Origin of the sequence: Alishewanella jeotgali KCTC 22429 (genome assembly GCF_000245735.1) — a bacterium.
Taxonomy (GTDB): Bacteria; Pseudomonadota; Gammaproteobacteria; order Enterobacterales; family Alteromonadaceae; genus Alishewanella; species Alishewanella jeotgali.
In genome coordinates, this window is the sequence record NZ_AHTH01000009.1 from 73,539 (window position 1) to 94,276 (window position 20,738).

General features: G+C 53.1%; 20 protein-coding genes. 14 read left to right on the top strand and 6 right to left on the bottom strand.

Annotated features, from left to right (window positions below; translation table 11 throughout):
- Nucleotides 1–5 precede the first annotated feature (5 nt).
- The 3 genes from AJE_RS04545 to AJE_RS04555 form a co-directional block, all read right to left on the bottom strand.
- Nucleotides 6–860 carry a universal stress protein gene (locus AJE_RS04545; protein ID WP_008949870.1) on the bottom strand — a complete coding sequence of 285 codons (855 nt, stop codon included), beginning with the start codon at nt 858–860 and terminating at the stop codon, nt 6–8.
- A 2-nt stretch (nt 861–862) separates the two neighbouring features.
- Entirely contained in the window at nt 863–2,347 is a 1,485-nt protein-coding gene (locus AJE_RS04550) for a SulP family inorganic anion transporter (protein ID WP_008949871.1), read from the bottom strand.
- 393 nt (nt 2,348–2,740) lie between these two features.
- Complete coding sequence (locus tag AJE_RS04555) at nt 2,741–3,205, bottom strand: zinc ribbon-containing protein (RefSeq protein WP_008608708.1); 465 nt, start codon at nt 3,203–3,205, stop codon at nt 2,741–2,743.
- A gap of 159 nt (nt 3,206–3,364) precedes the next feature.
- Here AJE_RS04555 and leuS point away from each other — a divergent pair, with 159 nt between their 5' ends.
- From leuS to AJE_RS04625, 14 genes are all read left to right on the top strand, one after another.
- A complete protein-coding gene (gene leuS / locus AJE_RS04560; RefSeq protein ID WP_008949872.1) occupies nt 3,365–5,950 on the top strand; it encodes a leucine--tRNA ligase in 2,586 nt (861 codons plus the stop codon).
- A gap of 1 nt (nt 5,951) precedes the next feature.
- Nucleotides 5,952–6,428, top strand: coding sequence for an LPS-assembly lipoprotein LptE (locus tag AJE_RS04565; protein WP_008949873.1), 477 nt, complete (start codon nt 5,952–5,954; stop codon nt 6,426–6,428).
- Nucleotides 6,428–7,471: a DNA polymerase III subunit delta gene (holA, locus tag AJE_RS04570; protein WP_008949874.1), complete on the top strand. Its 1,044-nt coding sequence runs from the start codon at nt 6,428–6,430 to the stop codon at nt 7,469–7,471. Before AJE_RS04565 ends, holA begins: the two co-directional genes overlap by 1 nt.
- On the top strand, nt 7,458–8,117 hold the full coding sequence (nadD, locus tag AJE_RS04575) for a nicotinate-nucleotide adenylyltransferase (protein WP_008949875.1): 660 nt from the start codon (nt 7,458–7,460) through the stop codon (nt 8,115–8,117). The genes holA and nadD overlap by 14 nt, the downstream gene beginning before the upstream one ends.
- Nucleotides 8,118–8,154: 37 nt before the next feature.
- On the top strand, nt 8,155–8,475 hold the full coding sequence (gene rsfS / locus AJE_RS04580; RefSeq protein WP_008949876.1) for a ribosome silencing factor: 321 nt from the start codon (nt 8,155–8,157) through the stop codon (nt 8,473–8,475).
- 6 nt (nt 8,476–8,481) lie between these two features.
- On the top strand, nt 8,482–8,952 hold the full coding sequence (gene rlmH, locus AJE_RS04585) for a 23S rRNA (pseudouridine(1915)-N(3))-methyltransferase RlmH (RefSeq protein ID WP_008608716.1): 471 nt from the start codon (nt 8,482–8,484) through the stop codon (nt 8,950–8,952).
- A 2-nt stretch (nt 8,953–8,954) separates the two neighbouring features.
- On the top strand, nt 8,955–10,823 hold the full coding sequence (mrdA, locus tag AJE_RS04590) for a penicillin-binding protein 2 (RefSeq protein WP_008949877.1): 1,869 nt from the start codon (nt 8,955–8,957) through the stop codon (nt 10,821–10,823).
- The gene (gene rodA, locus AJE_RS04595; RefSeq protein ID WP_008949878.1) at nt 10,816–11,937 is read left to right on the top strand and encodes a rod shape-determining protein RodA; all 1,122 of its coding nucleotides are present in this window, start codon (nt 10,816–10,818) and stop codon (nt 11,935–11,937) included. The genes mrdA and rodA overlap by 8 nt, the downstream gene beginning before the upstream one ends.
- Nucleotide 11,938: 1 nt before the next feature.
- Nucleotides 11,939–12,853, top strand: coding sequence for a septal ring lytic transglycosylase RlpA family protein (locus AJE_RS04600; protein WP_008608719.1), 915 nt, complete (start codon nt 11,939–11,941; stop codon nt 12,851–12,853).
- Between the two features lie 37 nt (nt 12,854–12,890).
- Entirely contained in the window at nt 12,891–14,054 is a 1,164-nt protein-coding gene (locus tag AJE_RS04605; RefSeq protein WP_008949879.1) for a D-alanyl-D-alanine carboxypeptidase family protein, read from the top strand.
- Between the two features lie 67 nt (nt 14,055–14,121).
- The gene (gene ybeD / locus AJE_RS04610; protein WP_008608722.1) at nt 14,122–14,403 is read left to right on the top strand and encodes a DUF493 family protein YbeD; all 282 of its coding nucleotides are present in this window, start codon (nt 14,122–14,124) and stop codon (nt 14,401–14,403) included.
- 79 nt (nt 14,404–14,482) lie between these two features.
- Nucleotides 14,483–15,136 (top strand): lipoyl(octanoyl) transferase LipB, encoded by a 654-nt coding sequence (gene lipB, locus AJE_RS04615; RefSeq protein WP_008608723.1) that lies wholly within the window; start codon nt 14,483–14,485, stop codon nt 15,134–15,136.
- A gap of 1 nt (nt 15,137) precedes the next feature.
- Nucleotides 15,138–16,103 (top strand): lipoyl synthase, encoded by a 966-nt coding sequence (gene lipA, locus AJE_RS04620; protein ID WP_008949880.1) that lies wholly within the window; start codon nt 15,138–15,140, stop codon nt 16,101–16,103.
- Between the two features lie 25 nt (nt 16,104–16,128).
- Nucleotides 16,129–16,488 (top strand): PilZ domain-containing protein, encoded by a 360-nt coding sequence (locus tag AJE_RS04625; protein WP_083835093.1) that lies wholly within the window; start codon nt 16,129–16,131, stop codon nt 16,486–16,488.
- On the opposite strand, the gene AJE_RS04630 is transcribed toward AJE_RS04625, so the two are convergent.
- Genes AJE_RS04630 through pnp form a run of 3 tightly spaced genes read right to left on the bottom strand, consistent with a single transcriptional unit; the run spans nt 16,485 to nt 20,719 of the window.
- Nucleotides 16,485–17,738: a hypothetical protein gene (locus AJE_RS04630; protein WP_008949882.1), complete on the bottom strand. Its 1,254-nt coding sequence runs from the start codon at nt 17,736–17,738 to the stop codon at nt 16,485–16,487. The two genes, AJE_RS04625 and AJE_RS04630, sit on opposite strands and share 4 nt — an antisense overlap.
- Nucleotides 17,704–18,597 carry a lipoprotein NlpI gene (gene nlpI / locus AJE_RS04635; protein ID WP_008949883.1) on the bottom strand — a complete coding sequence of 298 codons (894 nt, stop codon included), beginning with the start codon at nt 18,595–18,597 and terminating at the stop codon, nt 17,704–17,706. Before nlpI ends, AJE_RS04630 begins: the two co-directional genes overlap by 35 nt.
- Nucleotide 18,598: 1 nt before the next feature.
- Nucleotides 18,599–20,719, bottom strand: a complete 2,121-nt coding sequence (gene pnp, locus AJE_RS04640) for a polyribonucleotide nucleotidyltransferase (protein ID WP_008949884.1) — start codon at nt 20,717–20,719, stop codon at nt 18,599–18,601.
- Nucleotides 20,720–20,738: the final 19 nt, after the last annotated feature.

Consider the following 20,738-nt stretch of genomic DNA (forward strand, 5'->3'; position numbering starts at 1 on the left):
CTGGTTTAGCGCAGTACCAGCATCGCGCAGCGCGCCTTACTTAGCATCGCCGTGGTGGTACTGCCCAAAATAAACTGCCGGATCCGCGAATGGCCGTAGGCGCCCATTACCAGCAGATCAATAACCTGTTCCTGCTGGTACTGGTGCAGGGCTTCGTCCGGCTCACCGGTCACTATCGCGGTACGGGTATCAAAACCGGCCAGCGTTAGCACACTGGCGGCTTCGGCCAGCTGTTTTTCGGCTTGTTCACTGCTTACTGCGGCCATTACCAGATGGACCGGTAGGCCACGACACAGCGGGCTGGCAGCCAGCATTTCCAGACTCTTTTGCGCAGTAGCACTGCCATCATAGGCCAGCATCACCCGCTTCGGCGCGGAAAAACGCTGCTGCGTCAGTAAAATAGGCTTTTGCATACTGCGGATAATCATCTCGATATGCATCCCCAGTTGCCCATGCGCATCGGTACTGCTTAAGCCTCGCTTACCCAATACCAATAACCGGGTATCATCCTGCAGTGCCTTTAATGACTCCAGTAACGGACCGTGTCGCATCAGTTCACTGATTTCAGCGACTGCGGCGGCGGTAGCCCGGGCATGTGCCGCATCCAGAATATGATGGCCACGCTGCAATGCCAGCTTGCTGTGTTGTTCATCCAGCTCTGCCAGTTGTTGCAGTAACACTTCCTGCGATCCCAAGCCAATACTGCCACTGAGATCCGGCGTCTGGGTATGCTGTGCCCGGTCAATCACATGCACCAGACTAAGGGGCGCGGTCAGCGCCTTAGCGGCCCAGATCGCACCATCACAAACCGCCTCAGCATAGGGTGAGGCATCAATACAGGCGTAGACATGCTTTGTCATCGTTAGTGTCCCATCAATTTTTCGACTGCGTCAGGCTGTTGATGCACAGCAAATTTATCCACCAGGGTGGCGCTGGCTTCATTTAACCCCAGCAGCTCAACCATGGTACCTTCACGGCGGAACTTTAGTACGACCTTATCCAGTGAACTTACCGCAGTAATATCCCAGAAATGCGCCCGGCTCAGATCGATCTGCACCTTATCCAGCGCCTCTTTAAAGTCAAAGGCGGCGACAAATTGCTCGGCCGAGGTAAAAAATACCTGCCCTACCACCTGATAATGCCGCTCGCGGCCACCGGCTTGCAGGCTAGAACTGATGTAGAGGATCTGGCCCACTTTATTGGCGAAAAACAAGGCACTGAGTAACACACCAAGCAGTACACCATAAGCCAGATTATGCGTAAAGACCACTACCACCACCGTCGCGATCATCACGATACTGGAACTTAGCGGGTTTTTACGTAAGTCCCGCACCGAGCTCCAGCTAAAGGTACCAATAGACACCATAATCATCACAGCAACCAGCGCCGCCATCGGGATCATGCCGACATAGTCACTTAAAAATACAATAAACAGCAGCAAGAAAATACCAGCCAGTAGGGTCGAGAGGCGGGTGCGGCCACCGGATTTCACATTAATCACCGACTGCCCGATCATGGCACAGCCAGCCATGCCACCCAGTAAACCAGAACCAATATTGGCGATACCCTGGCCGACACATTCCCGATTCTTATCACTGCTGGTATCGGTCAGATCATCAACAATGGTGGCGGTCATCAGTGACTCGAGTAAACCCACCACGGCCAGCGCCAACGCATAAGGGAAGATGATTTGCAGCGTTGCAACATTCAGCGGCACATCAGGCCATAAAAAGACTGGTAAGCTATCAGGCAGCTCACCCATATCGGCGACAGTACGCAGATCGAGCTGGAAATAAACAGCGATAGCGGTTAACACCACTATACACACCAGAGGGGATGGAATGGTTTTGGTGACATAAGGAAACAAATAGATAATGGCCAGGCCCGCCGCGGTCATGCCATACACCAGCAAGGTACCATGTTGCCCACTTAGTTCCGGCAGTTGTGCCATAAAAATCAGGATCGCCAGTGCATTAACAAAGCCGGTAACCACAGAGCGTGACACAAAACGCATCAGCTCGCCCAGCTTTAGTAAACCAAACAGGATTTGTAGTAACCCAGTTAATAAGGTTGCGGCTAATAAATATTCGAGGCCATGTTCCCGCACCAGCGTAATCATCAGTAGCGCCATGGCACCGGTTGCCGCCGAAATCATCGCCGGCCGACCACCGGCAAAGGCGGTAATCACCGCGATACAAAAAGAGGCATAAAGGCCGACCTTAGGATCGACGCCAGCAATAATCGAAAAGGCAATGGCTTCAGGAATTAAGGCCAGCGCGACCACCAAGGCAGAAAGCACATCGCCCCGCACATTGGAAAACCAGGTTTGGCGTAAGGAATTTAACATAGAGCATCCAACAAGAGTCTGACAGTATCGATAACAACAAAATGACAGTTGCCTGTCGGCAGTGACTTTACTGTTACCACAGAAATGGCTGCCGGTAGCGACCAGCGAATAACAGCTTTTTCGCTTTAGTACGTTACAGACATAAAAAATAACTGCACCAGGCAAATTATCCAGATATTGCGTTATTTACACCGGCCTACCCTCGTTGTATTTCAATCAATTAGAACGGATTTTTTTGAGGCAGCTGTTAACGAACAGCAAGAAAGTACCGCAGATTTTAGCAGTTTTAACGACTAAAAACGAATAAAACATGCCGTTCGCTAAGTAAAGCATTGCAAATCTCTGCGGCAGCCAATTATCTTCTTTGTAGCGATTAAGCGTGCTACCAGTCTGCTATACCGGCAAGCCATCACGGAAAAATTGTACGCCACCACAGTGGCTGCAACTTAACAGCTCGGCCGGGTGCGTATAATCGATACTGTGCTGACATTGACTGCAGCGATAGCGACCCATGCCAACATATTCGCCCTGATAATACACGCCCTGATGTTGGAAATCGTCAATCAGCTCGGCCCACTCTACTTGTGTCCGGTCGGTAATTTGGCTTAATTGCTCCCACAGCTCCTCAGTCCACATCGAAGGTTGCTGCTCCTCGGCAGCCCCTTGCTGCCACTGACTTTTCAGCGTTTCCAGAAACAGTTGCGTCTCATAGGCACTGAGCTCCTTGCCAGCTTTCAGATAAGCTTTCAGAGTGTCGGCAACATCCAGCATACTTTGCAGCTGTTCCTGCCCTGCCTGTTGCAGTGTCTGACTCAGGTCTTTAAGCCAGTTGCGGTATTTCGCGTTAAAGTCTGCCATCTTGTACTCCACTGGTAATTTAGCAACGCTATTCTGAGTATAGACAAAGGGTAGCTTATTGTTGTCAAACCGCGGCTAAGGTATGCTATAGCCACTTTTTTTACCCATTTCAGCCTGAGGCTGAGGCCGGGTCGTCCCCGACTTTTCTGGAAGAGCTCAATGCAACAGCAATATAACCCGCAGCAGATTGAAACCGCCCTGCAGCAGCAGTGGCAGGATCAGAATGTTTTTAAAGTAACTGAAGATCCAAACAAAGAGAAATTTTACTGTTTATCGATGTTCCCTTATCCAAGTGGCCGCCTGCATATGGGCCATGTGCGCAATTACACCATCGGTGATGTGATCAGCCGCTTTCAGCGGATGCAGGGGAAAAATGTGCTGCAACCTATGGGTTGGGATGCCTTTGGTTTACCGGCTGAAAACGCTGCGATTAATAACAAGACCGCGCCGGCTAAGTGGACCTACGCCAATATCGATTATATGAAAACACAGCTGAAACGGCTGGGTTTTGGTTACGACTGGGATCGGGAAATTGCTACCTGCAAACCGGATTACTATCGCTGGGAACAATGGTTTTTCACCAAGCTGTATGAAAAAGGCCTGGTTTATAAAAAGATGGCAACGGTAAACTGGGACCCGGTGGATCAGTGCGTACTGGCGAACGAACAAGTTATTGATGGCCGTGGCTGGCGCTCCGGCGCCTTAGTTGAGCAGCGCGAGCTGGCACAGTGGTTTATTCGTATTACCCAGTATGCCGAAGAGTTATTAGAGGATCTGGAGCAGCTAACCGAGTGGCCGGAACAAGTCCGCACGATGCAGAAAAACTGGATTGGCCGCTCCGAGGGCGTCAATATCCGTTTTGGCGTCGCTGACAGTGACACTGAGCTGGAAGTCTATACTACCCGTCCGGACACGCTGTATGGTGTGACCTATGTCGCGGTAGCCGCCCAGCACCCGCTGGCGCAGCAAGCGGCACTGCGCAACAGTACCCTGGCCGCCTTTATCGAAGATATTAAAGGCAGCAAGGTCAGCGAAGCCGAAATGGCGACGATGGAGAAAAAAGGCTGTGCCACCGGCCTGTACGCCATTCATCCGCTGACCGGCGAGCAGGTCCCGATTTGGGTCGCCAACTTTGTCCTGATGGACTACGGTTCAGGTGCCGTGATGGCGGTGCCAGGCCACGACCAACGTGATTACGAGTTTGCCACCAAGTACCAGTTGCCGATTAAGCAAGTGGTTACCGCAGCGGATGGCAGCAGTGTCACACTGGAGCACGCAGCTTATACCGAAAAAGGTCTGCTGATTAACTCAGCCGAATTTAACGGCCTGGACTTTGCCGCCGCCTTTAGCGCCATTGCAGCCAAGCTGCAACAACTGGGCAAGGGCGAAGTTAAAGTGAACTACCGCTTACGCGATTGGGGGGTATCACGCCAACGCTACTGGGGTACGCCGATCCCAATGTTAAATCTGGCAGATGGCAGCGTGGTGCCGGTTCCGGCCGAGCAGCTGCCGGTGCGTTTACCGGAAGATGTGGTGATGAACGGCGTGACTTCGCCGATTAAAGCCGATCCGGAATGGGCGAAAACCCAATATCAGGGCGCAGCCGCTTTCCATGAAACCGATACCTTCGACACCTTTATGGAATCGAGCTGGTACTATGCCCGCTACTGCAGCCCGGATTATGATCAGGCGATGCTGGATCCGGAGAAAGCCAACTACTGGTTACCGGTTGATCAGTATATCGGTGGCATTGAACACGCCATCCTGCACCTGCTGTATGCCCGCTTTTTCCATAAACTGTTACGCGATGTCGGTCTGGTGCAAAGCGACGAACCGTTTAAACGCTTGTTATGTCAGGGCATGGTATTGGCCGAAACCTTCTACCGCGAAACCGACAATGGCGGCAAAGAATGGTTCTCGCCGCAAGACGTACAGGTTGAGCGCGATGAGAAGGGCCGCATTACCCAGGCCATCCTGAAAACCGACGGCCAGCCGGTGTTATCTGCCGGCATGAGCAAGATGTCGAAATCGAAAAACAACGGTATCGACCCGCAAAAAGTTATCGATCTGTACGGTGCCGATACCGTGCGCTTGTTTATGATGTTTACTGCACCGCCAGAGCAAACGCTGGAATGGTCAGATTCCGCCGTTGAAGGCGCGCACCGCTTTATCAAGCGGATCTATACGCTGATCCATGATGTGCTGGCAGCGGGTGCGCCAGGCGAACTGCAGCTAGACGCGCTAAATGACGAGCAGAAAACCCTGCGCCGCGAGCTGCATAAAACCATTGCTAAGGTTACCGACGATATCGGTCGTCGCTATACCTTTAATACTGCAATCGCGGCGGTAATGGAGCTGAGTAACAAGCTGCAAAAAGCCAGTCTGGCCACGCCACTGGACCGTGCAGTGATGCACGAGGCCTGTAACGCGCTGCTGCAGTTATTAAACCCGATCGTGCCCCATGTAGCGCAGTATCTATGGGCCGAGCTGGGTAACAGCAGCCTGATTGAACATGTCGCCTGGCCTGGCGTCGACGAGAGCGCCCTGGTCGAAGACGAGAAACTGGTGGTGGTGCAAATCAACGGTAAGGTGCGCGCTAAAATTACCGTACCGGCTGCTGCAGAGCAGGATGCGGTACTGGCGATTGCCAAACTGGATGAGAATGTGCAGCGTTATCTGGACGGCGTCGCCATGAAAAAGGTGATTTACGTACCGGGTAAACTGCTTAATCTGGTGGTAGGCTAAGATGGCCTGGCGCCTGACACTGCTGGCGCTGCTGCTCAGTCTGCTGAGCAGCTGCGGCTTTCACCTGCGCGGCAATCTGCCGCTCAGTCAGTTTCCGGCCATCTATGTGCAAAGCGAAGCGCACTCTGAGCTGGCCGCGCTGTTAAAACAGCGCTTTAGTCAAAATCAGGTCGAGTTACTGGGCAGTTACCAGCAAGACCGACCGGCGCTGCAGCTGGTGCGCGACACGCTGGAGCGGCGGACCCTGTCGCTGTTTGCCAATGGCCAGGTCGCCGAATATGAGCTGATTTACAAAGTCGAATATCGGATCCAATTACCCGGCGAACAGGAACAATTTTATCAGTTCGAGTTATACCGTGATTATCAGGATGATCCGAATCAGGCCCTGGCGAAAGCCCAGGAACTGGAGCTGCTGTTAAGCGAATTACGCCAGCAGGCTGCCAACCGTATTATCCGCCAACTGGCTCGCCTGGGCTGATGCAGAAGCTGTACGCCAATCAATTGCCAGCCCAGCTGCAACAGGGGCTGGCGCCCTGTTATCTGATTTTTGGCGAAGAGCCACTGCAAAAACTGGAAGCCATCGAAGCGATCCGGCACGCGGCCAAACCGCAAGGCTTTTTGGAGCGGCTGAGCTTTAGCGCTGATGCCCAGTTCGACTGGCAGCAGCTGGATAACGAACTCAGTGCCATGTCCTTGTTTGCCGAGCGGCGGCTGATTGAACTGGAACTGGCACAAGCCAAACCGCCGGCTGCCGTCAACGAACAACTGAAGCAACTGGCTGCCAAACTGCATCCCGATATCGTGCTGGTGGTGCATGGCAGTCGCAGCTTTAGTGAAGTCAGCAAACTGGCCTGGTTTAAACAACTGTCAGAGCAGGCAGTGCAAGTGGCAATTTACCCACTGGATGAGCGGCAACAACTGCAATGGCTGCAGCAACGCGCCCGCCAGTTACAGTTGCAGCTAAGCTCTGATGCGCTGAATTTGCTGCAACAACACTGTGCCGGCAACCTGCTGGCCGCCCGGCAGGAGCTGGAAAAGCTGGCACTGACCCATCCGGATAGCCGCATTGATGCCGAGACCTTTAGCCGCTTTTTAGCCGATCATTCCAGCTACAACGTGTTTCAACTGACCGATTCGGTATTAGCCGGGCATAGTGCCGAAGCCGCACACCGGCTGCAGCGCTTGCTGGAACAGGACACTGAGCCGGTGATTATCGCCTGGCAATTACATAAAGAGCTGAGCATCCTGCAACAGCTGGCCCAGGCGGAGCAACAAGGCCAACTGAGCGCACAGTTTAAACAATTGGCGATCTGGCCGAAACGCCAGCCATTATATCAACAAGCCCTGCAGCGACTTAGCCGGGGTTGGCAAAACTATTTGTTACAGGAACTGGCGGCCTTTGATCGCTTATTTAAAGCCGGCCGGCTGACTAACACCACGCTGGCGTTATTACATCTGGTGACCTTATTCTGCCATCCGGTCGCCAAAACCTTTGCTTTGCAACAGTATGACGCAGACTAAACTAGTAGGGATTTTTGGCGGCACCTTCGATCCGATCCATCTTGGCCATCTGGCAGTTGCACGTTATGTGCTGACGCACTGCGCTTTAGATAGCGTTAAGCTGATGCCCTGCCATCTGCCGCCGCACCGTGCCAGTCCGGGCGTCAGCAGTGTCGAGCGGGCACGGATGGTCGAGCTGGCTATCAGTGCAGAGCCAAAGCTGCAGCTCGAACCGCTGGAACTGAGCCTGCAACAACCGTCTTACACGGTAAATAGCCTGACGCTGCTAAAGCAGCAAGATCCTGCTGCGCACTTGTGTTTTATTATTGGCATGGACTCACTGCAGTATTTTCGCAGCTGGCATCAGTGGCAGCAGATCCTGACATTGGCCCATCTGATCGTACTTAAGCGCCCCGGCTATAGCGCACAGGATGGCGACGCACCAGCGCTACTCACCCAATACGGCATCAGCCTGCCAGAGCTCAGCACACTGCCAGCCGGTGGCATCCTGCTGTTGGATAATCCGGATTTTCCACAAAGCGCAACCTTTGTCCGTGAGCAGTTAGCCGTGGACCCAGCCGTGCAGGCCATGCTACCGCCAGCGGTACTTAGTTATATTCAGCAACACGGGCTCTATGGTTGCGCTGTTTCCGCTGCCAAAGTGTGATAAAATAGCGCCCTTTTAGCTTGCATGAGGAATAAGGGTGCAAACAAACGAACTGGTCGCCTTTGTCGTAGACAAGGTTGATGACATGAAAGCCCGCGATATCGTGACCTTAGATGTCCGGGGTAAATCCAGCGTCACCGAATTTATGGTGATCTGCTCTGGAACTTCCAGCCGCCACGCGAAGTCTATTGCCGGGTACCTGGCGCAAGAAGTGAAGAAACAAGGCGTTCAACCACTGGGCATCGAAGGTGAAGCCTCGGGGGAATGGGTATTACTGGATCTGGACAGTGTTGTCGTGCATGTGATGCAGGAAGAAAGCCGGCATTTTTATCAGTTGGAAAAGCTCTGGGGCGGTTAAGTAGTTATGAAGTTGATCCTGATTGCCGTGGGTACCAAGATGCCTGCCTGGGTACAAACCGGCTTTGAGGAATATGCCCGTCGCTTTCCCCGTGATCTGCCGTTCGAACTGATTGAAATTGCCGCTGGTAAGCGCGGTAAAAATGCGGATATCAAACGCATTTTAGAGCAAGAAGGCGAAAAAATGCTGGCGGCAGTGCCCAAAGGTAGCCGCATCGTGACGCTGGAAGTGCTGGGTCAAAACTGGACCAGCCCGCAGCTGGCCGGCAAGTTACAGGAATGGCAACAGGATGGCCGTGATGTCTGCTTACTGGTGGGCGGCCCGGAAGGTTTGGCGCCAGCCTGTATTGCAGCCAGCGAAGCCAAATGGTCACTCTCGGCGCTGACGCTGCCGCATCCGCTGGTCAGGGTGGTGATGGCAGAAGCCCTGTACCGCGCCTGGAGTATTAGTACCAATCACCCTTATCACCGCGAGTAGGCATGCTGAAAAAACGCGTCACTATGCAGGATGTTGCTGCCGAAGCCCGCTTGTTCAGCCGGCGGGCGCTGACCGCTATGCTGGTAGTTAGCCTGCTGTTTTGCGTGTTAATTGTTAATATGTATCACCTGCAGGTGAAATCCTATCAGGTCTACCAAACCCGCTCCGAGGGTAACCGGATTAAAGTGGTGCCACTGGCGCCAAACCGCGGCATGATCACTGACCGTAACGGTATTTTGCTGGCTGAGAACCGGCCGGTGTTCTCCCTCGAATTAGTACCAGAGCAGGTCGAAAATATGACCGAAACACTGGCAGAGCTGGCACAACTAATCGAGATCCCGGACGAGTTACAACAAAGCTTCCTGCGTGATGTGCGCCAACAGCGTCGCTTTAATAGCATAGCGCTGAAAGAGCAGCTCAATGATGAAGAAGTGGCAATCATCTCGGTTAACCTGCACCGTTTTCCCGGCGTCACTGTCGAAGCCCGTCTTAGCCGCCACTACCCTTTTGGTAATTTGTTTACCCATGCACTGGGCTATATCGGCCGCATCAATACCAACGATCTGAAACGGCTGGAAGAGAGCGACCAACTGGCAAATTACGCCGCCACCCGCGATATCGGCAAAATTGGCTTAGAGCGCTACTACGAAACCGAATTACACGGCACCATGGGTTATCAGGAAGTTGAAGTGAATAACCGCGGCCGCCTGATCCGGGTATTACGCTCGGTACCGGCGCAATCGGGTAAAAATATTCAGCTTAATCTGGATGTGGGCCTGCAACTCACCGCCCAGCAGTTACTGGAAGGTAAGCGCGGGGCTATTGTTGCAATGGATCCCCGCGATGGGGCCGTGATGGCGTTTTACAGTAACCCCAGCTACGACCCTAACCTCTTTGTGCATGGGATCAGCAGTACCAATTACAATGCGTTATTAAATTCCCCGGACCGGCCGCTGATTAACCGGGTGACGCAAGGCGTATATCCGCCGGCCTCTACCATTAAGCCGCATCTGGCATTATTAGGGCTGGAAACCAATACTATTACTCCCAGCACCCGGATCTGGGATCCGGGCTTCTTTCAGCTACCCGGCGTCGAGCATCGTTACCGCGACTGGAAACGCTGGGGCCATGGCTGGGTCGATGTTTACAGTGCCATTATCGAGAGCTGTGATACCTTCTTTTATGATATGGGGGTTAAACTCGGTATTGACCGCATTTCTGACTATATGAACAGGCTTGGCTTTGGTGAAAAAACCGGTATTGATATTCTGGAAGAATCCAACACCAATATGCCGTCACGGGGTTGGAAACGCGCCCGGCATAACCAGCCCTGGTATCATGGTGACACCGTCGCGGTCAGTATCGGCCAAGGCTACTGGACTTCTACACCAATCCAGCTGATGACCACCACCGCCGCCTTACTGAATAATGGCATGCTGCCGATCCCCCATATGGCGAAAACTCTGACGAATGATGCCGGCACCGAGCAGGTCAGTACCGAATTGCAACCGACCGTCAATGTGGTTAACCCACGCAACTGGCAAGTGATCCGCGATGCGATGGAGCAAACCGTCAGTACGCAAAAGGGTACCGCCTTTAACGCCTTTCGTGGCGCCAGTTATAGCTCAGGCGGCAAAACCGGTACTGCCCAGCTGGTAAAAATTGCGCAGGATGCCAAATACGATGCCAATGCACTGGATGAGCGGCTGCGCGATAATGCCATGTATGTCGGTTATGCACCGGCGGTTGATCCAACCATTATTGTCGCCGTTACCGTAGAAAATATTGGCGGTGGTGGCAGCACAGCCGCGCCCATTGCCCGTCAGTTGATGGATTATTATTTCAGTGCCGGAGTCAATAGCAATGAATGACAGTCTGGTTAACCCGAAAACCCGCATCAGCCGGCTGGCGTTTTTTCATATCGATACGCCGCTGTTACTGGGCCTACTGGCGCTGATCGGCTATGGTCTGCTGGTGCTTTACAGCGCCTCTGGCCAGAGCGAGCGGATGGTCGAAGCGCAGATTATCCGCCTGGGTCTGGCCTTTGCGGTAATGATCGGGGTAGCGCAAATCAACCCGCTCACTATCCGGCGTTGGTCATTGCCGCTGTTTATTGTCGGTACCCTGCTATTGGTGGCGGTATTGCTGTTTGGTCATGTCGGTAAAGGTGCCCAACGCTGGCTGGACCTGGGTTTTATGAAGTTTCAGCCGTCCGAAATTATGAAGCTGGCAGTACCGATGGCGATTGCCTGGTTTATCGCCTCGCACAACCTGCCACCGAAAAAGCGCCATCTGACCGTCGGCTTTTTGATGTGTGTGATCCCAACGCTGCTGATTGCTAAGCAACCGGATCTGGGCACTGCTATCCTGATTGCTGCTGCCGGCATTTTCGTCTTATTTCTGGCCGGGATGAGCTGGAAGCTCATCACCTTTATCGTGGCACTGATCTCTGCCTTTGCGCCCGTGCTCTGGCTGTTTGGCATGCACGATTATCAGCGGCGCCGGGTTCTGACCTTTCTCAACCCGGAGAGTGACCCCTTGGGCTCAGGCTATCATATTATCCAATCCAAGATCGCCATTGGCTCTGGCGGCGTGCATGGTAAAGGCTGGCTGCAGGGTACCCAGTCGCAGCTGGAATTTTTGCCGGAGCGTCACACTGATTTTATTTTCTCAGTGCTAAGTGAAGAATTTGGCCTGGTAGGCGTATTGTTTTTACTGGCAATTTATTTGTTTATTATTGGCCGGGGCTTGCTTATCGCCACCCGGGCACAGGATAATTATGGCAAATTGGTTGCCGGCAGCTTTACCCTGACATTTTTCGTCTATGTGTTCGTAAATATAGGCATGGTTTCCGGGCTGTTACCGGTTGTTGGGGTGCCGTTACCGCTGGTCAGTTTTGGTGGCACTTCGATGGTGACCATGATGGCCGCTTTTGGCATTATTATGTCGGTAAGTACACATAAACGCAGTATGGCCCAAACCTGATATGACTAAATTACGCCTCAGCCTAATCACACTGCTTGCTGCCGCTACCCTGGCGGCCTGCAGCAGTAAACCACCAGCCCCGGGTACACCGGCGGCAAAACCACCATCGATGGTATCACCGAATGCCGGTCGCTACCGTGATGAAACCGACAGTAAACCACCCCGCTTACCGACCTTGCTGGAAATGACCGATCCGATACCCAAGGCCGAGCCGTTGAGCCGCGGTGGTAATAACCCTTACAATATTTTCGGCCAGGATTACCTGCCGTTACAACAGCTGACCGAACATACCGAAGTCGGTATTGCTTCCTGGTATGGCAATAAATTTCACGGTTACCATACCTCGAATGGCGAGATCTACAATATGTTCGCCATGACCGCGGCCCATAAAACCCTGCCGTTGCCGTCTTATGTGCGGGTAACCAATCTGGATAATAACCAGAGCGCTATTGTCCGAGTCAATGACCGTGGCCCTTTCCACCAGGACCGGATTATTGACCTCTCTTATTCAGCAGCCCATAAAATCGGCATGCTGCAACGCGGTACAGCCAGGGTTAAGGTTGAGCTGCTAAAATCGCCGGCGATGCTGGCGCAGCAACAAGGGCAACAAGGCATTCCGATGCAGCGCGCGGCGCCGCCCAGTGCCGGTGAAACACGGATTAGAAGTGCTGAACTACCGAACAGACAATGCTATATCCAACTGTTTGCGATCAGTGACAACAACAGAGCGCGTCAGTTGCAGCAACAAATTGCCAGCCAGTGGTCAGTACCAACGGAGATCCGCTCCGGTAACGGCTTACACCGGCTGTTAATAGGTCCAACCTCGGATAGCCAACTGGCGCAACAATGGCTGAATCAGTTCCGCACCGGCAGCTATCCGCAGGCATTTTTTGTCGATGGTGGTCAGTGCGGCTGATCACTTCAGCTAGTCCCGAACTTATAAGAAAGGTGCTATGAACAGTTATTATCAGGTTTTTGGTGCGGCAACCTTAGCCGTAAGCAGTGCATTTCTGGTAGCGCAAGCCAGCGCACAAAGTGTAATGCCACAAGCGCCGCAAGTGGCAGCGAAAGGACATATCCTGGTCGATTATGATACCGGCGCGGTACTGTCGGAAGAAAATGCCGATATGTCACTGGCTCCTGCCAGTTTAACCAAGATGATGACCATCTATGTTATCGGTATGGAGCTGAAACAGGGCAATATCAGTCTGGACGATATGGTCACGGTTAGCGAACGCGCCTGGTCGAGAAACTTCCCCGGCTCTTCGCTGATGTTTATTGAAGTGGGCGCTCAGGTCAAAGTCGCAGATCTGGCGCGCGGTATTATGATCCAGTCAGGCAATGATGCCTGTGTTGCCATGGCGGAACATATCGCCGGTACCGAAAGTGCCTTTGTCGATCTGATGAATGCGCACGCCGAGCGGCTAGGCATGGTCAATACCCGCTTTGGTAATAGTCATGGTTTACATCTGGACGAGCAGTACACAACGCCGCGTGATATGGCCGTGCTATCGCGGGCACTGATCCGGGATGTACCAGACTTATACGCCCTGTATTCTGAGCGGCAGTTCACCTTTAATAACATTACCCAGCACAACCGTAACTCCCTGCTATGGGATCGCAGCCTGGAAGTGGATGGCATCAAAACCGGTTATACTAAAGAAGCTGGCTTTAGCCTGATCACCTCAGCCACCCGTGAAGGTATGCGTCTGGTGTCGGTAGTCATGGGCACGGCTAACGAACGCGCCCGCGCCGCCGAAAATAAAAAGTTACTGACCTACGGTTTCCGCTTTTTTGAAACTGTCACTACCCATCAGGCCGGTGAAAAACTGGCCGACGAACGACTGTGGAAAGGTCAGCAGTCAACGGTGGCAGTCGGTCTGGCGGAAAATGCGACTGTGACCTTACAACGCGGTCAGCGTCGGAATTTAAAAGCAGACATCCAGTTGGATCAGCAACTGATCGCCCCCATTAACAAGGGCGACGTGGTTGGCAAGGTGGTGCTGCAGCTGAACAATGAACAGCTTGGCAGCTACCCGCTTGTGGCCCTGGAAAGTATTGAACAGGCAGGCTTTTTCAGCCGGCTGGTTGATGCTGTGAAGTTAAAGTTTCAATAACGCCACACCGAGATTAAGCTAAGTCCCGGCCTGGCCGGGACTTTTTTATTTTTACTGAGTAAAGCACATGGTCACTGAAGTTAAAAATACCCGTTTTGATGAGTTTCTGGAATTTCCCTGCCAGTTTAATTTTAAAGTACTGGGTCTGGCCGATGCGCGGCTGGTTGACGAGGTGATGATGGTGATCCGCCAACATGCCGACGCCGCTGATTACAGCCCCAGTGTTAAACCCAGCGGTAAAGGCAACTACCATTCGGTGACAGTACAGGTGACAGTCACCAGTAAGTCGCATATTGAATTACTGTACACTGAGCTTGGCAAAATTGAGCTGGTGCGCTACGTACTCTGAGCAGTTTACGCCGCCAGAGGTACTCGAAATCCGCGACTTATCCAGTATAATGCCCGCTTAAATCAGCACGGAGCTTACCTTGTCTATTACCGAGCAACTGGTGATCCGCCAGCTGGGTCTGCAAGACTACAGCCGGATCTGGCAGGCCATGCAGCAGTTTACCGATCTGCGCGACAGTAACACGCCGGACGAAATCTGGTTGTTAGAGCATCCACCGGTCTTTACCCAGGGGCAGGCCGGTAAAGCCGAACATCTGCTCTTTCCGGGAGACATTCCGGTGGTACAGGTTGATCGCGGCGGTCAGGTCACCTACCACGGCCCGGGCCAGTTGGTGGCTTATGTACTGTTGGATATCAAGCGCCGTAATCTGGGCGTGCGCCAGCTGGTCAGCATGCTGGAAAATATTCTGATTGAGCTGTTGCGCCGTTATAACATCAACGCCGAAGCCCGACCCGATGCACCTGGCGTCTATGTTGCGGGAGCGAAGATCGCCTCGCTCGGGCTGCGGGTACGTAAAGGCTGTACCTTTCACGGTCTGGCGTTGAATGTGCAGATGGATATGGAACCCTTTAGCCGGATCAACCCGTGCGGTTATGCCGGTATGCAAATGGTACAATGTAGTGAGCTGGGCGGACCGCTTCAAGTCTCTGAGGCCGCAACCGTCATGGCCGAACTTTTTCAACAACATCTGGCAATTAGCAGCCCGGTGGTTAAAACAGGGTTAGAGAACTAAAATGACCAAAACAGCACGTATGGAACCCGGCGTTAAGCTGCGCGATGCGGAGAAAATGGCATTAATCCCGGTAAAGGTACTGCCCACCGAGCGCGACGAGATGTTACGCAAGCCAGAATGGCTGAAGATCAAACTGCCGAAAAGCACCGAGCGGATCGACGAAATCAAAGGCGCACTGCGCAAACACGGCCTGCATTCAGTTTGCGAAGAAGCCTCCTGTCCCAATTTATCCGAGTGTTTTAACCACGGTACTGCCACCTTTATGATTTTGGGTGCCATCTGTACCCGTCGCTGCCCGTTCTGTGATGTCGCCCATGGCCGGCCGCTGCCACCCAGTGCTGAAGAGCCGGAAAAGCTGGCACTGACCATTCGCGATATGAAGTTAAAGTATGTGGTGATTACCTCAGTAGACCGCGACGACTTACGTGATGGCGGTGCCCAGCATTTTGCCGATTGTATTGCCGCTATCCGTAAATATAGCCCGGAGATTAAAATTGAAGTGCTGGTGCCGGACTTCCGCGGCCGGATGGATGTGGCACTGGAGATCTTAAGTAAAAACCCACCTGATGTGTTTAACCACAATCTGGAGACGGCACCGCGTCTGTATAAGCTGGCACGGCCGGGAGCGGACTATAAATGGTCACTGACCCTGCTACAGCGCTTTAAGCAATTACACCCGCAGGTGGCGACCAAGTCTGGCCTAATGGTGGGTTTGGGTGAAACCACTGAAGAGTTATTAGAAGTGCTGCGCGATCTACGCGAACATCAGGTAGATATGTTAACCGTGGGGCAGTATCTGCAACCAAGTAAGCACCACCTGCCGGTAAAACGCTATATGCCACCAGCAGAGTTTGCAGAGATCAAAGCCTATGCCGATGAGTTAGGTTTTAAACATGCTGCCTGCGGCCCTTTTGTCCGCTCCAGCTATCATGCAGACCGTCAGGCAGCAGGTGAAGATATCTGCTAAGCTAATTAAAAACTTAGGGGGTAGTATGGAGCAGAGACATTATAAAAGAGTGCGCTTTTTCAGCAGAGCTCATTTGGACGTTGCTGGCCATAGCTACCCGACCGAAGTACTGGACTTGTCGCTGAAAGGCGCCCTGGTCCGCAACCCGGCGCAGAGCCTGCCGCTAACGACAGAGCCGATGCTATTGCGGCTGCAGCTAAGTGATAGTGTAGAAGAAATCTCGATGCAGGTGTTAATCGCGCATCAGCATCAGGACCTGCTGGGTCTGTACTGCCAGAAAATCGATATTGATAGTATCAGTCATCTGCGCCGTTTACTGGAGCTAAACCTGGGTGATGCGGCCTTGCTGGAACGTGAGCTGGCCGAGTTAAGCAGTCACGATTAGTCTTCTGCTGCTGCGGCAGCGGCTGTTGTCGTCTGATTAAGCTTACTCAAAGCCCGGATCGCCGGCGGATAACCGAACCCCGCCGCGGTGTGCATCAACTGATACCAATCCTGCCACGCCTCCTGCTGCCGTGCCAGATAAGCAAAATAATACTGCACTGGCATTAACAACGCCGCCTGCTCTAACTCTTGTTGCAACAAGTCAAAATACAGTTGGGGTAACGGGGCCTCAAAATGCCGCATACTGTTTACCGCCGCCACCGGCCGATAAGCCTGCAGGCCCACGGCCTGGCAGGTGTCAACGGCGGTCAGCTCGATATCCTGCGTAGCAACCCGATACCGCTGCCGATAGCGCGCTAATGTGCTGTTATCCGCTCCGACTAACAGATTAGGGGCGATCCGCCCGCTCTGGCAAACGGCGCGGGCAGCCAGCGCAGAGAGCGCATATTCGTCAAGAAAACCGGCAATATGTAAAAATTCATGCCGTAGTAAAGCCAGATTGGCATCTTCTGGCAGTTGGATAATGCCATTATTAAAACTGGCAATACCGCGACCACCCAGTAATAACAGCTGTTGAAACTGGCCTTGCTGCACCAGCTGCTGCAATTGCTGATACTCACAATGGATCCGGCTGGCTGCTTGTTCGCTGCAATTTAATAAGGTTGACTGCACTCTGACCACAGCGGCAAAACAAACCGGCAGTTGGCTGAGTTGCGGATCCTGCTGCCACTGCTGCGCTAACAGTTGATAGGTACGCTCAGCCGCGGCTGAGGTCACCACCGGCTGGATCCTTAAACTACAACTGGCGCCCGCCAGATTTTCCGCCGCGCTAAACTCGGTTTGCGGTGGCATAGCCCAGAGCCCGAGTTCCGCCAGTAACTGGGGTTGCAGCTGATGAGTATAGTCTTGCCCCGCAGCTTGCTGCGCAGTAAGCCAATGTGCCGTCGCCAGTTTACCTTCCAGCCGGACTTGCAGCATCAGCGCATGCTCCAGCGCACCGGGGGCATCCAACGCAGCAGCCTGACGCCACCACTGTAAGGCCGCAGTCAGATCGTTCTCGGCCAGTCGTAAGCGGGCTAATTGCGCAGCAGCGGCGCCGTCAGTGCTGGCGCGGGAAAGTAGCTGTTGTTCGGTCGTGGGCGCGTCCTGACAGGCGACAACACCAAGCAAAAGAAAAAAGCCAGCAAGCCGGCTTTTTTTAAATACAGTCGCAGCGCTAGTGCTGCTCATGCTGTTCATGGCTCGGCTCATCGCCGCGGATCCTGGCTATTTCCATTCTGGCATAGCGATGTTCGACAAACTCGTAGACATTGGTCGACAGCGTTTTATGGTAATAAATCAGTGCCTGCTCCAGATTACCCCGCGCCTGATGCCACTTCGCCAGGTAAAAATACGCTTCGCATAAACGCTCTGCCAGATGACGCGGATTATTCAGTCCCTGCAGAATGGATTGCAGCAGCGCCTGCTCTGACAGTTGTCCGGCGTAGAAACGCACCAGATTGGTGGCCCAATCATCCGGATCCAGCAAACTCAGCTGTTGCCGCAGCTGCTGCTGCGCCTGCTCAGGTCTGGTTTCTGCCACACCTATGTACCACCACAACACCCGGTAGGGATCATTGGGTTTTAACTGGTAAAACTGGGCAAAGTCAGCTTCTGCCAAATCCAGCCGGCCTGCATAGTAAAAGGCAATGGCACGATTCAAATACGGGAAATCATAATCCGGCGCCAACTCCAGCGCAGAATCAAAGGCTTCATACGCCTCGCTGAATTGACCGCTCAGGGTGTAATGAATACCCAGCAGATTATAGACTTCCGGCATATCCGGCTTTAAACGCAGAGCGCGCATAAAGTCGAGCCGGGCCAGTGAGCGCAAGCCTACACTGTCGTACATCACGCCACGGTCATAAAATAACTGGGCACTTTGTGCTTCAGTCAGTTCAGCCCGTTGCAGAATTTCAGATAAGCGGGCGATCGCCAACTCATTACGGTAAGGCACCTGCAGTGGCTCTGGCGTCAGCCAGGCCTCTGCCGGTGTTACCGGCCGCTGTGCGCAGCCGGTTAGGGTAATAAGCCCTGCAAGCAGGGCTAGCTTATACAGCGTTTTGGTCACATTAAGCTTCTGTAGCCGCTTCTGCAGCTGGTTTCGCCGTGGCTTCTTTGATGCTCAGACGCACGCGGCCTTGCTTATCCACTTCCAGTACTTTCACTGCCACTTTCTGGCCAACCTGCAGATGGTCGGCAACATTCGCTACGCGCTCATCAGAGATTTGTGAAATATGCACCAGACCATCTTTACCTGGCAGCACATTAACGAAAGCACCGAAATCAACGATCCGTACTACTTCGCCCTGGTAGATAGCACCAACTTCAATCTCTGCAGTAATAGCATTGATCTTATCGATGGCAATCTGCGCCGCTTTCGCGGTGGTGGCAGCAATCTTAATGCTACCGTCATCTTCCAGCTCGATAGTGGTACCGGACTCTTCAGTGATCTGACGGATTACGGCGCCACCTTTACCGATAACTTCACGGATTTTCTCCGGGTTAATCTTCATGGTGTAGATGCGCGGTGCATACTCAGACATCTCTGAGCGGTGCGAGCTAATTGCCTGATCCATCACATTCAGAATATGCAGACGAGCCGCTTTCGCTTGCTTCAGCGCGATTTGCATAATTTCCTGAGTGATACCATCGATCTTGATATCCATCTGCAGTGCTGTGATACCTTCAGCTGTACCGGCCACTTTAAAGTCCATATCGCCCAGGTGATCTTCATCGCCCAGAATGTCAGACAGCACGACGAAGTCATCACCTTCTTTGACCAGACCCATGGCAATACCGGCCACTGAGGCTTTGATCGGTACACCGGCATCCATCAGCGCCAGCGACGAACCACAGACTGACGCCATTGAGCTTGAACCATTTGATTCAGTAATTTCTGAAACCACACGCACCGTGTACGGGAACTCATCAAACGACGGCATTACCGCCTGCACACCACGCTTAGCCAGACGACCGTGGCCGATTTCACGGCGCTTTGGTGAGCCCATCATGCCGGTTTCGCCCACTGAGTACGGAGGGAAGTTGTAGTGCAGCATAAAGGTATCGTTTTTGGCACTCAGTAAATCGTCAACACTTTGCGCATCGCGCGCCGTACCTAAGGTCGCAGTCACCAGCGCCTGAGTTTCCCCCCGGGTGAACAGGGCTGAACCGTGAGTACGTGGTAACACACCGGTCATCACGCTTAAACCACGGATCATTTCCGGATCACGGCCATCGATACGCGGCTCACCTTTGGTAATACGGCCGCGTACCACTTTTGATTCCAGATTATGGAAAATTTCGCCGACTTCAGTCAGGTTCAGCGCTTCGCCCTCTGCCAGCTCAGCGGATAATTTTTCAATCAGCGCGGCTTTGATTTCACCAATCCGCTCATAGCGTTTGGCTTTTTCGGTAATGCGGTAAGCATCGCCCAAATCGGCAGTCGCCAGCTCGGCGATTTTTGCGATCAGGGCGTCGTTCTTCGCTGGAGCAACCCAGTTCCAGGCTGGCTTAGCAGCTTCGCCGGCAAATTCAACGATGGCATTGATCGCAGTTTGCATTTGCTGGTGACCGTACATAACGGCGCCTAACATCACGTCTTCTGACAGGATACCGGCTTCTGATTCCACCATTAACACCGCGTTCTGCGTACCGGCAACCACTAAGTCCAACTTAGAGGTTTTCAGTTCTTCTTCTGATGGGTTTAACACGTACTGGTTATTGATATAACCGACACGGGCCGCACCGATAGGGCCACTGAACGGGATCCCAGAGATGGCTAAGGCGGCAGATGTACCAATCAGCGCAACGATATCCGGCTGAATTTCCGGCTGTACTGACACCACAGTGGCAACAACCTGTACTTCGTTAGTGAAGCCTTCCGGGAACAGTGGGCGAATTGGCCGGTCGATTAGACGTGAGGTTAACGTCTCGCCTTCGCTTGGTCGGCCTTCACGTTTGAAAAAGCCACCCGGGATCCGGCCAGCTGCATACATTTTTTCCTGGTAGTTTACGGTTAACGGAAAGAAGTCCTGACCAGGCTTAGCTTCTTTTTTGCCCACTACTGTTACTAAAACAGCAGTATCTCCCAGACTGGCCAGCACTGCGGCATCTGCCTGACGGGCGATAACGCCGGTTTCTAAAGTAAAGGTGTGTTGGCCGAACTGGAATGATTTTACGATGGGAGTCACGTGGTGTTTTCCTTTGTCT

Coding starts and splice junctions, on each gene's coding strand:
- ybeD (WP_008608722.1), top strand. CDS start 14,122: ATGGTCACTGAAGTTAAAAATACCCGTTTTGATGAGTTTCTGGAATTT.
- AJE_RS04545 (WP_008949870.1), bottom strand. CDS start 860: ATGACAAAGCATGTCTACGCCTGTATTGATGCCTCACCCTATGCTGAG.
- AJE_RS04565 (WP_008949873.1), top strand. CDS start 5,952: ATGGCCTGGCGCCTGACACTGCTGGCGCTGCTGCTCAGTCTGCTGAGC.
- mrdA (WP_008949877.1), top strand. CDS start 8,955: ATGCTGAAAAAACGCGTCACTATGCAGGATGTTGCTGCCGAAGCCCGC.
- AJE_RS04600 (WP_008608719.1), top strand. CDS start 11,939: ATGACTAAATTACGCCTCAGCCTAATCACACTGCTTGCTGCCGCTACC.
- AJE_RS04625 (WP_083835093.1), top strand. CDS start 16,129: ATGGAGCAGAGACATTATAAAAGAGTGCGCTTTTTCAGCAGAGCTCAT.
- AJE_RS04605 (WP_008949879.1), top strand. CDS start 12,891: ATGAACAGTTATTATCAGGTTTTTGGTGCGGCAACCTTAGCCGTAAGC.
- rodA (WP_008949878.1), top strand. CDS start 10,816: ATGAATGACAGTCTGGTTAACCCGAAAACCCGCATCAGCCGGCTGGCG.
- AJE_RS04630 (WP_008949882.1), bottom strand. CDS start 17,738: ATGAGCCGAGCCATGAACAGCATGAGCAGCACTAGCGCTGCGACTGTA.
- rlmH (WP_008608716.1), top strand. CDS start 8,482: ATGAAGTTGATCCTGATTGCCGTGGGTACCAAGATGCCTGCCTGGGTA.
- lipA (WP_008949880.1), top strand. CDS start 15,138: ATGACCAAAACAGCACGTATGGAACCCGGCGTTAAGCTGCGCGATGCG.
- holA (WP_008949874.1), top strand. CDS start 6,428: ATGCAGAAGCTGTACGCCAATCAATTGCCAGCCCAGCTGCAACAGGGG.
- nadD (WP_008949875.1), top strand. CDS start 7,458: ATGACGCAGACTAAACTAGTAGGGATTTTTGGCGGCACCTTCGATCCG.
- AJE_RS04550 (WP_008949871.1), bottom strand. CDS start 2,347: ATGTTAAATTCCTTACGCCAAACCTGGTTTTCCAATGTGCGGGGCGAT.
- AJE_RS04555 (WP_008608708.1), bottom strand. CDS start 3,205: ATGGCAGACTTTAACGCGAAATACCGCAACTGGCTTAAAGACCTGAGT.
- leuS (WP_008949872.1), top strand. CDS start 3,365: ATGCAACAGCAATATAACCCGCAGCAGATTGAAACCGCCCTGCAGCAG.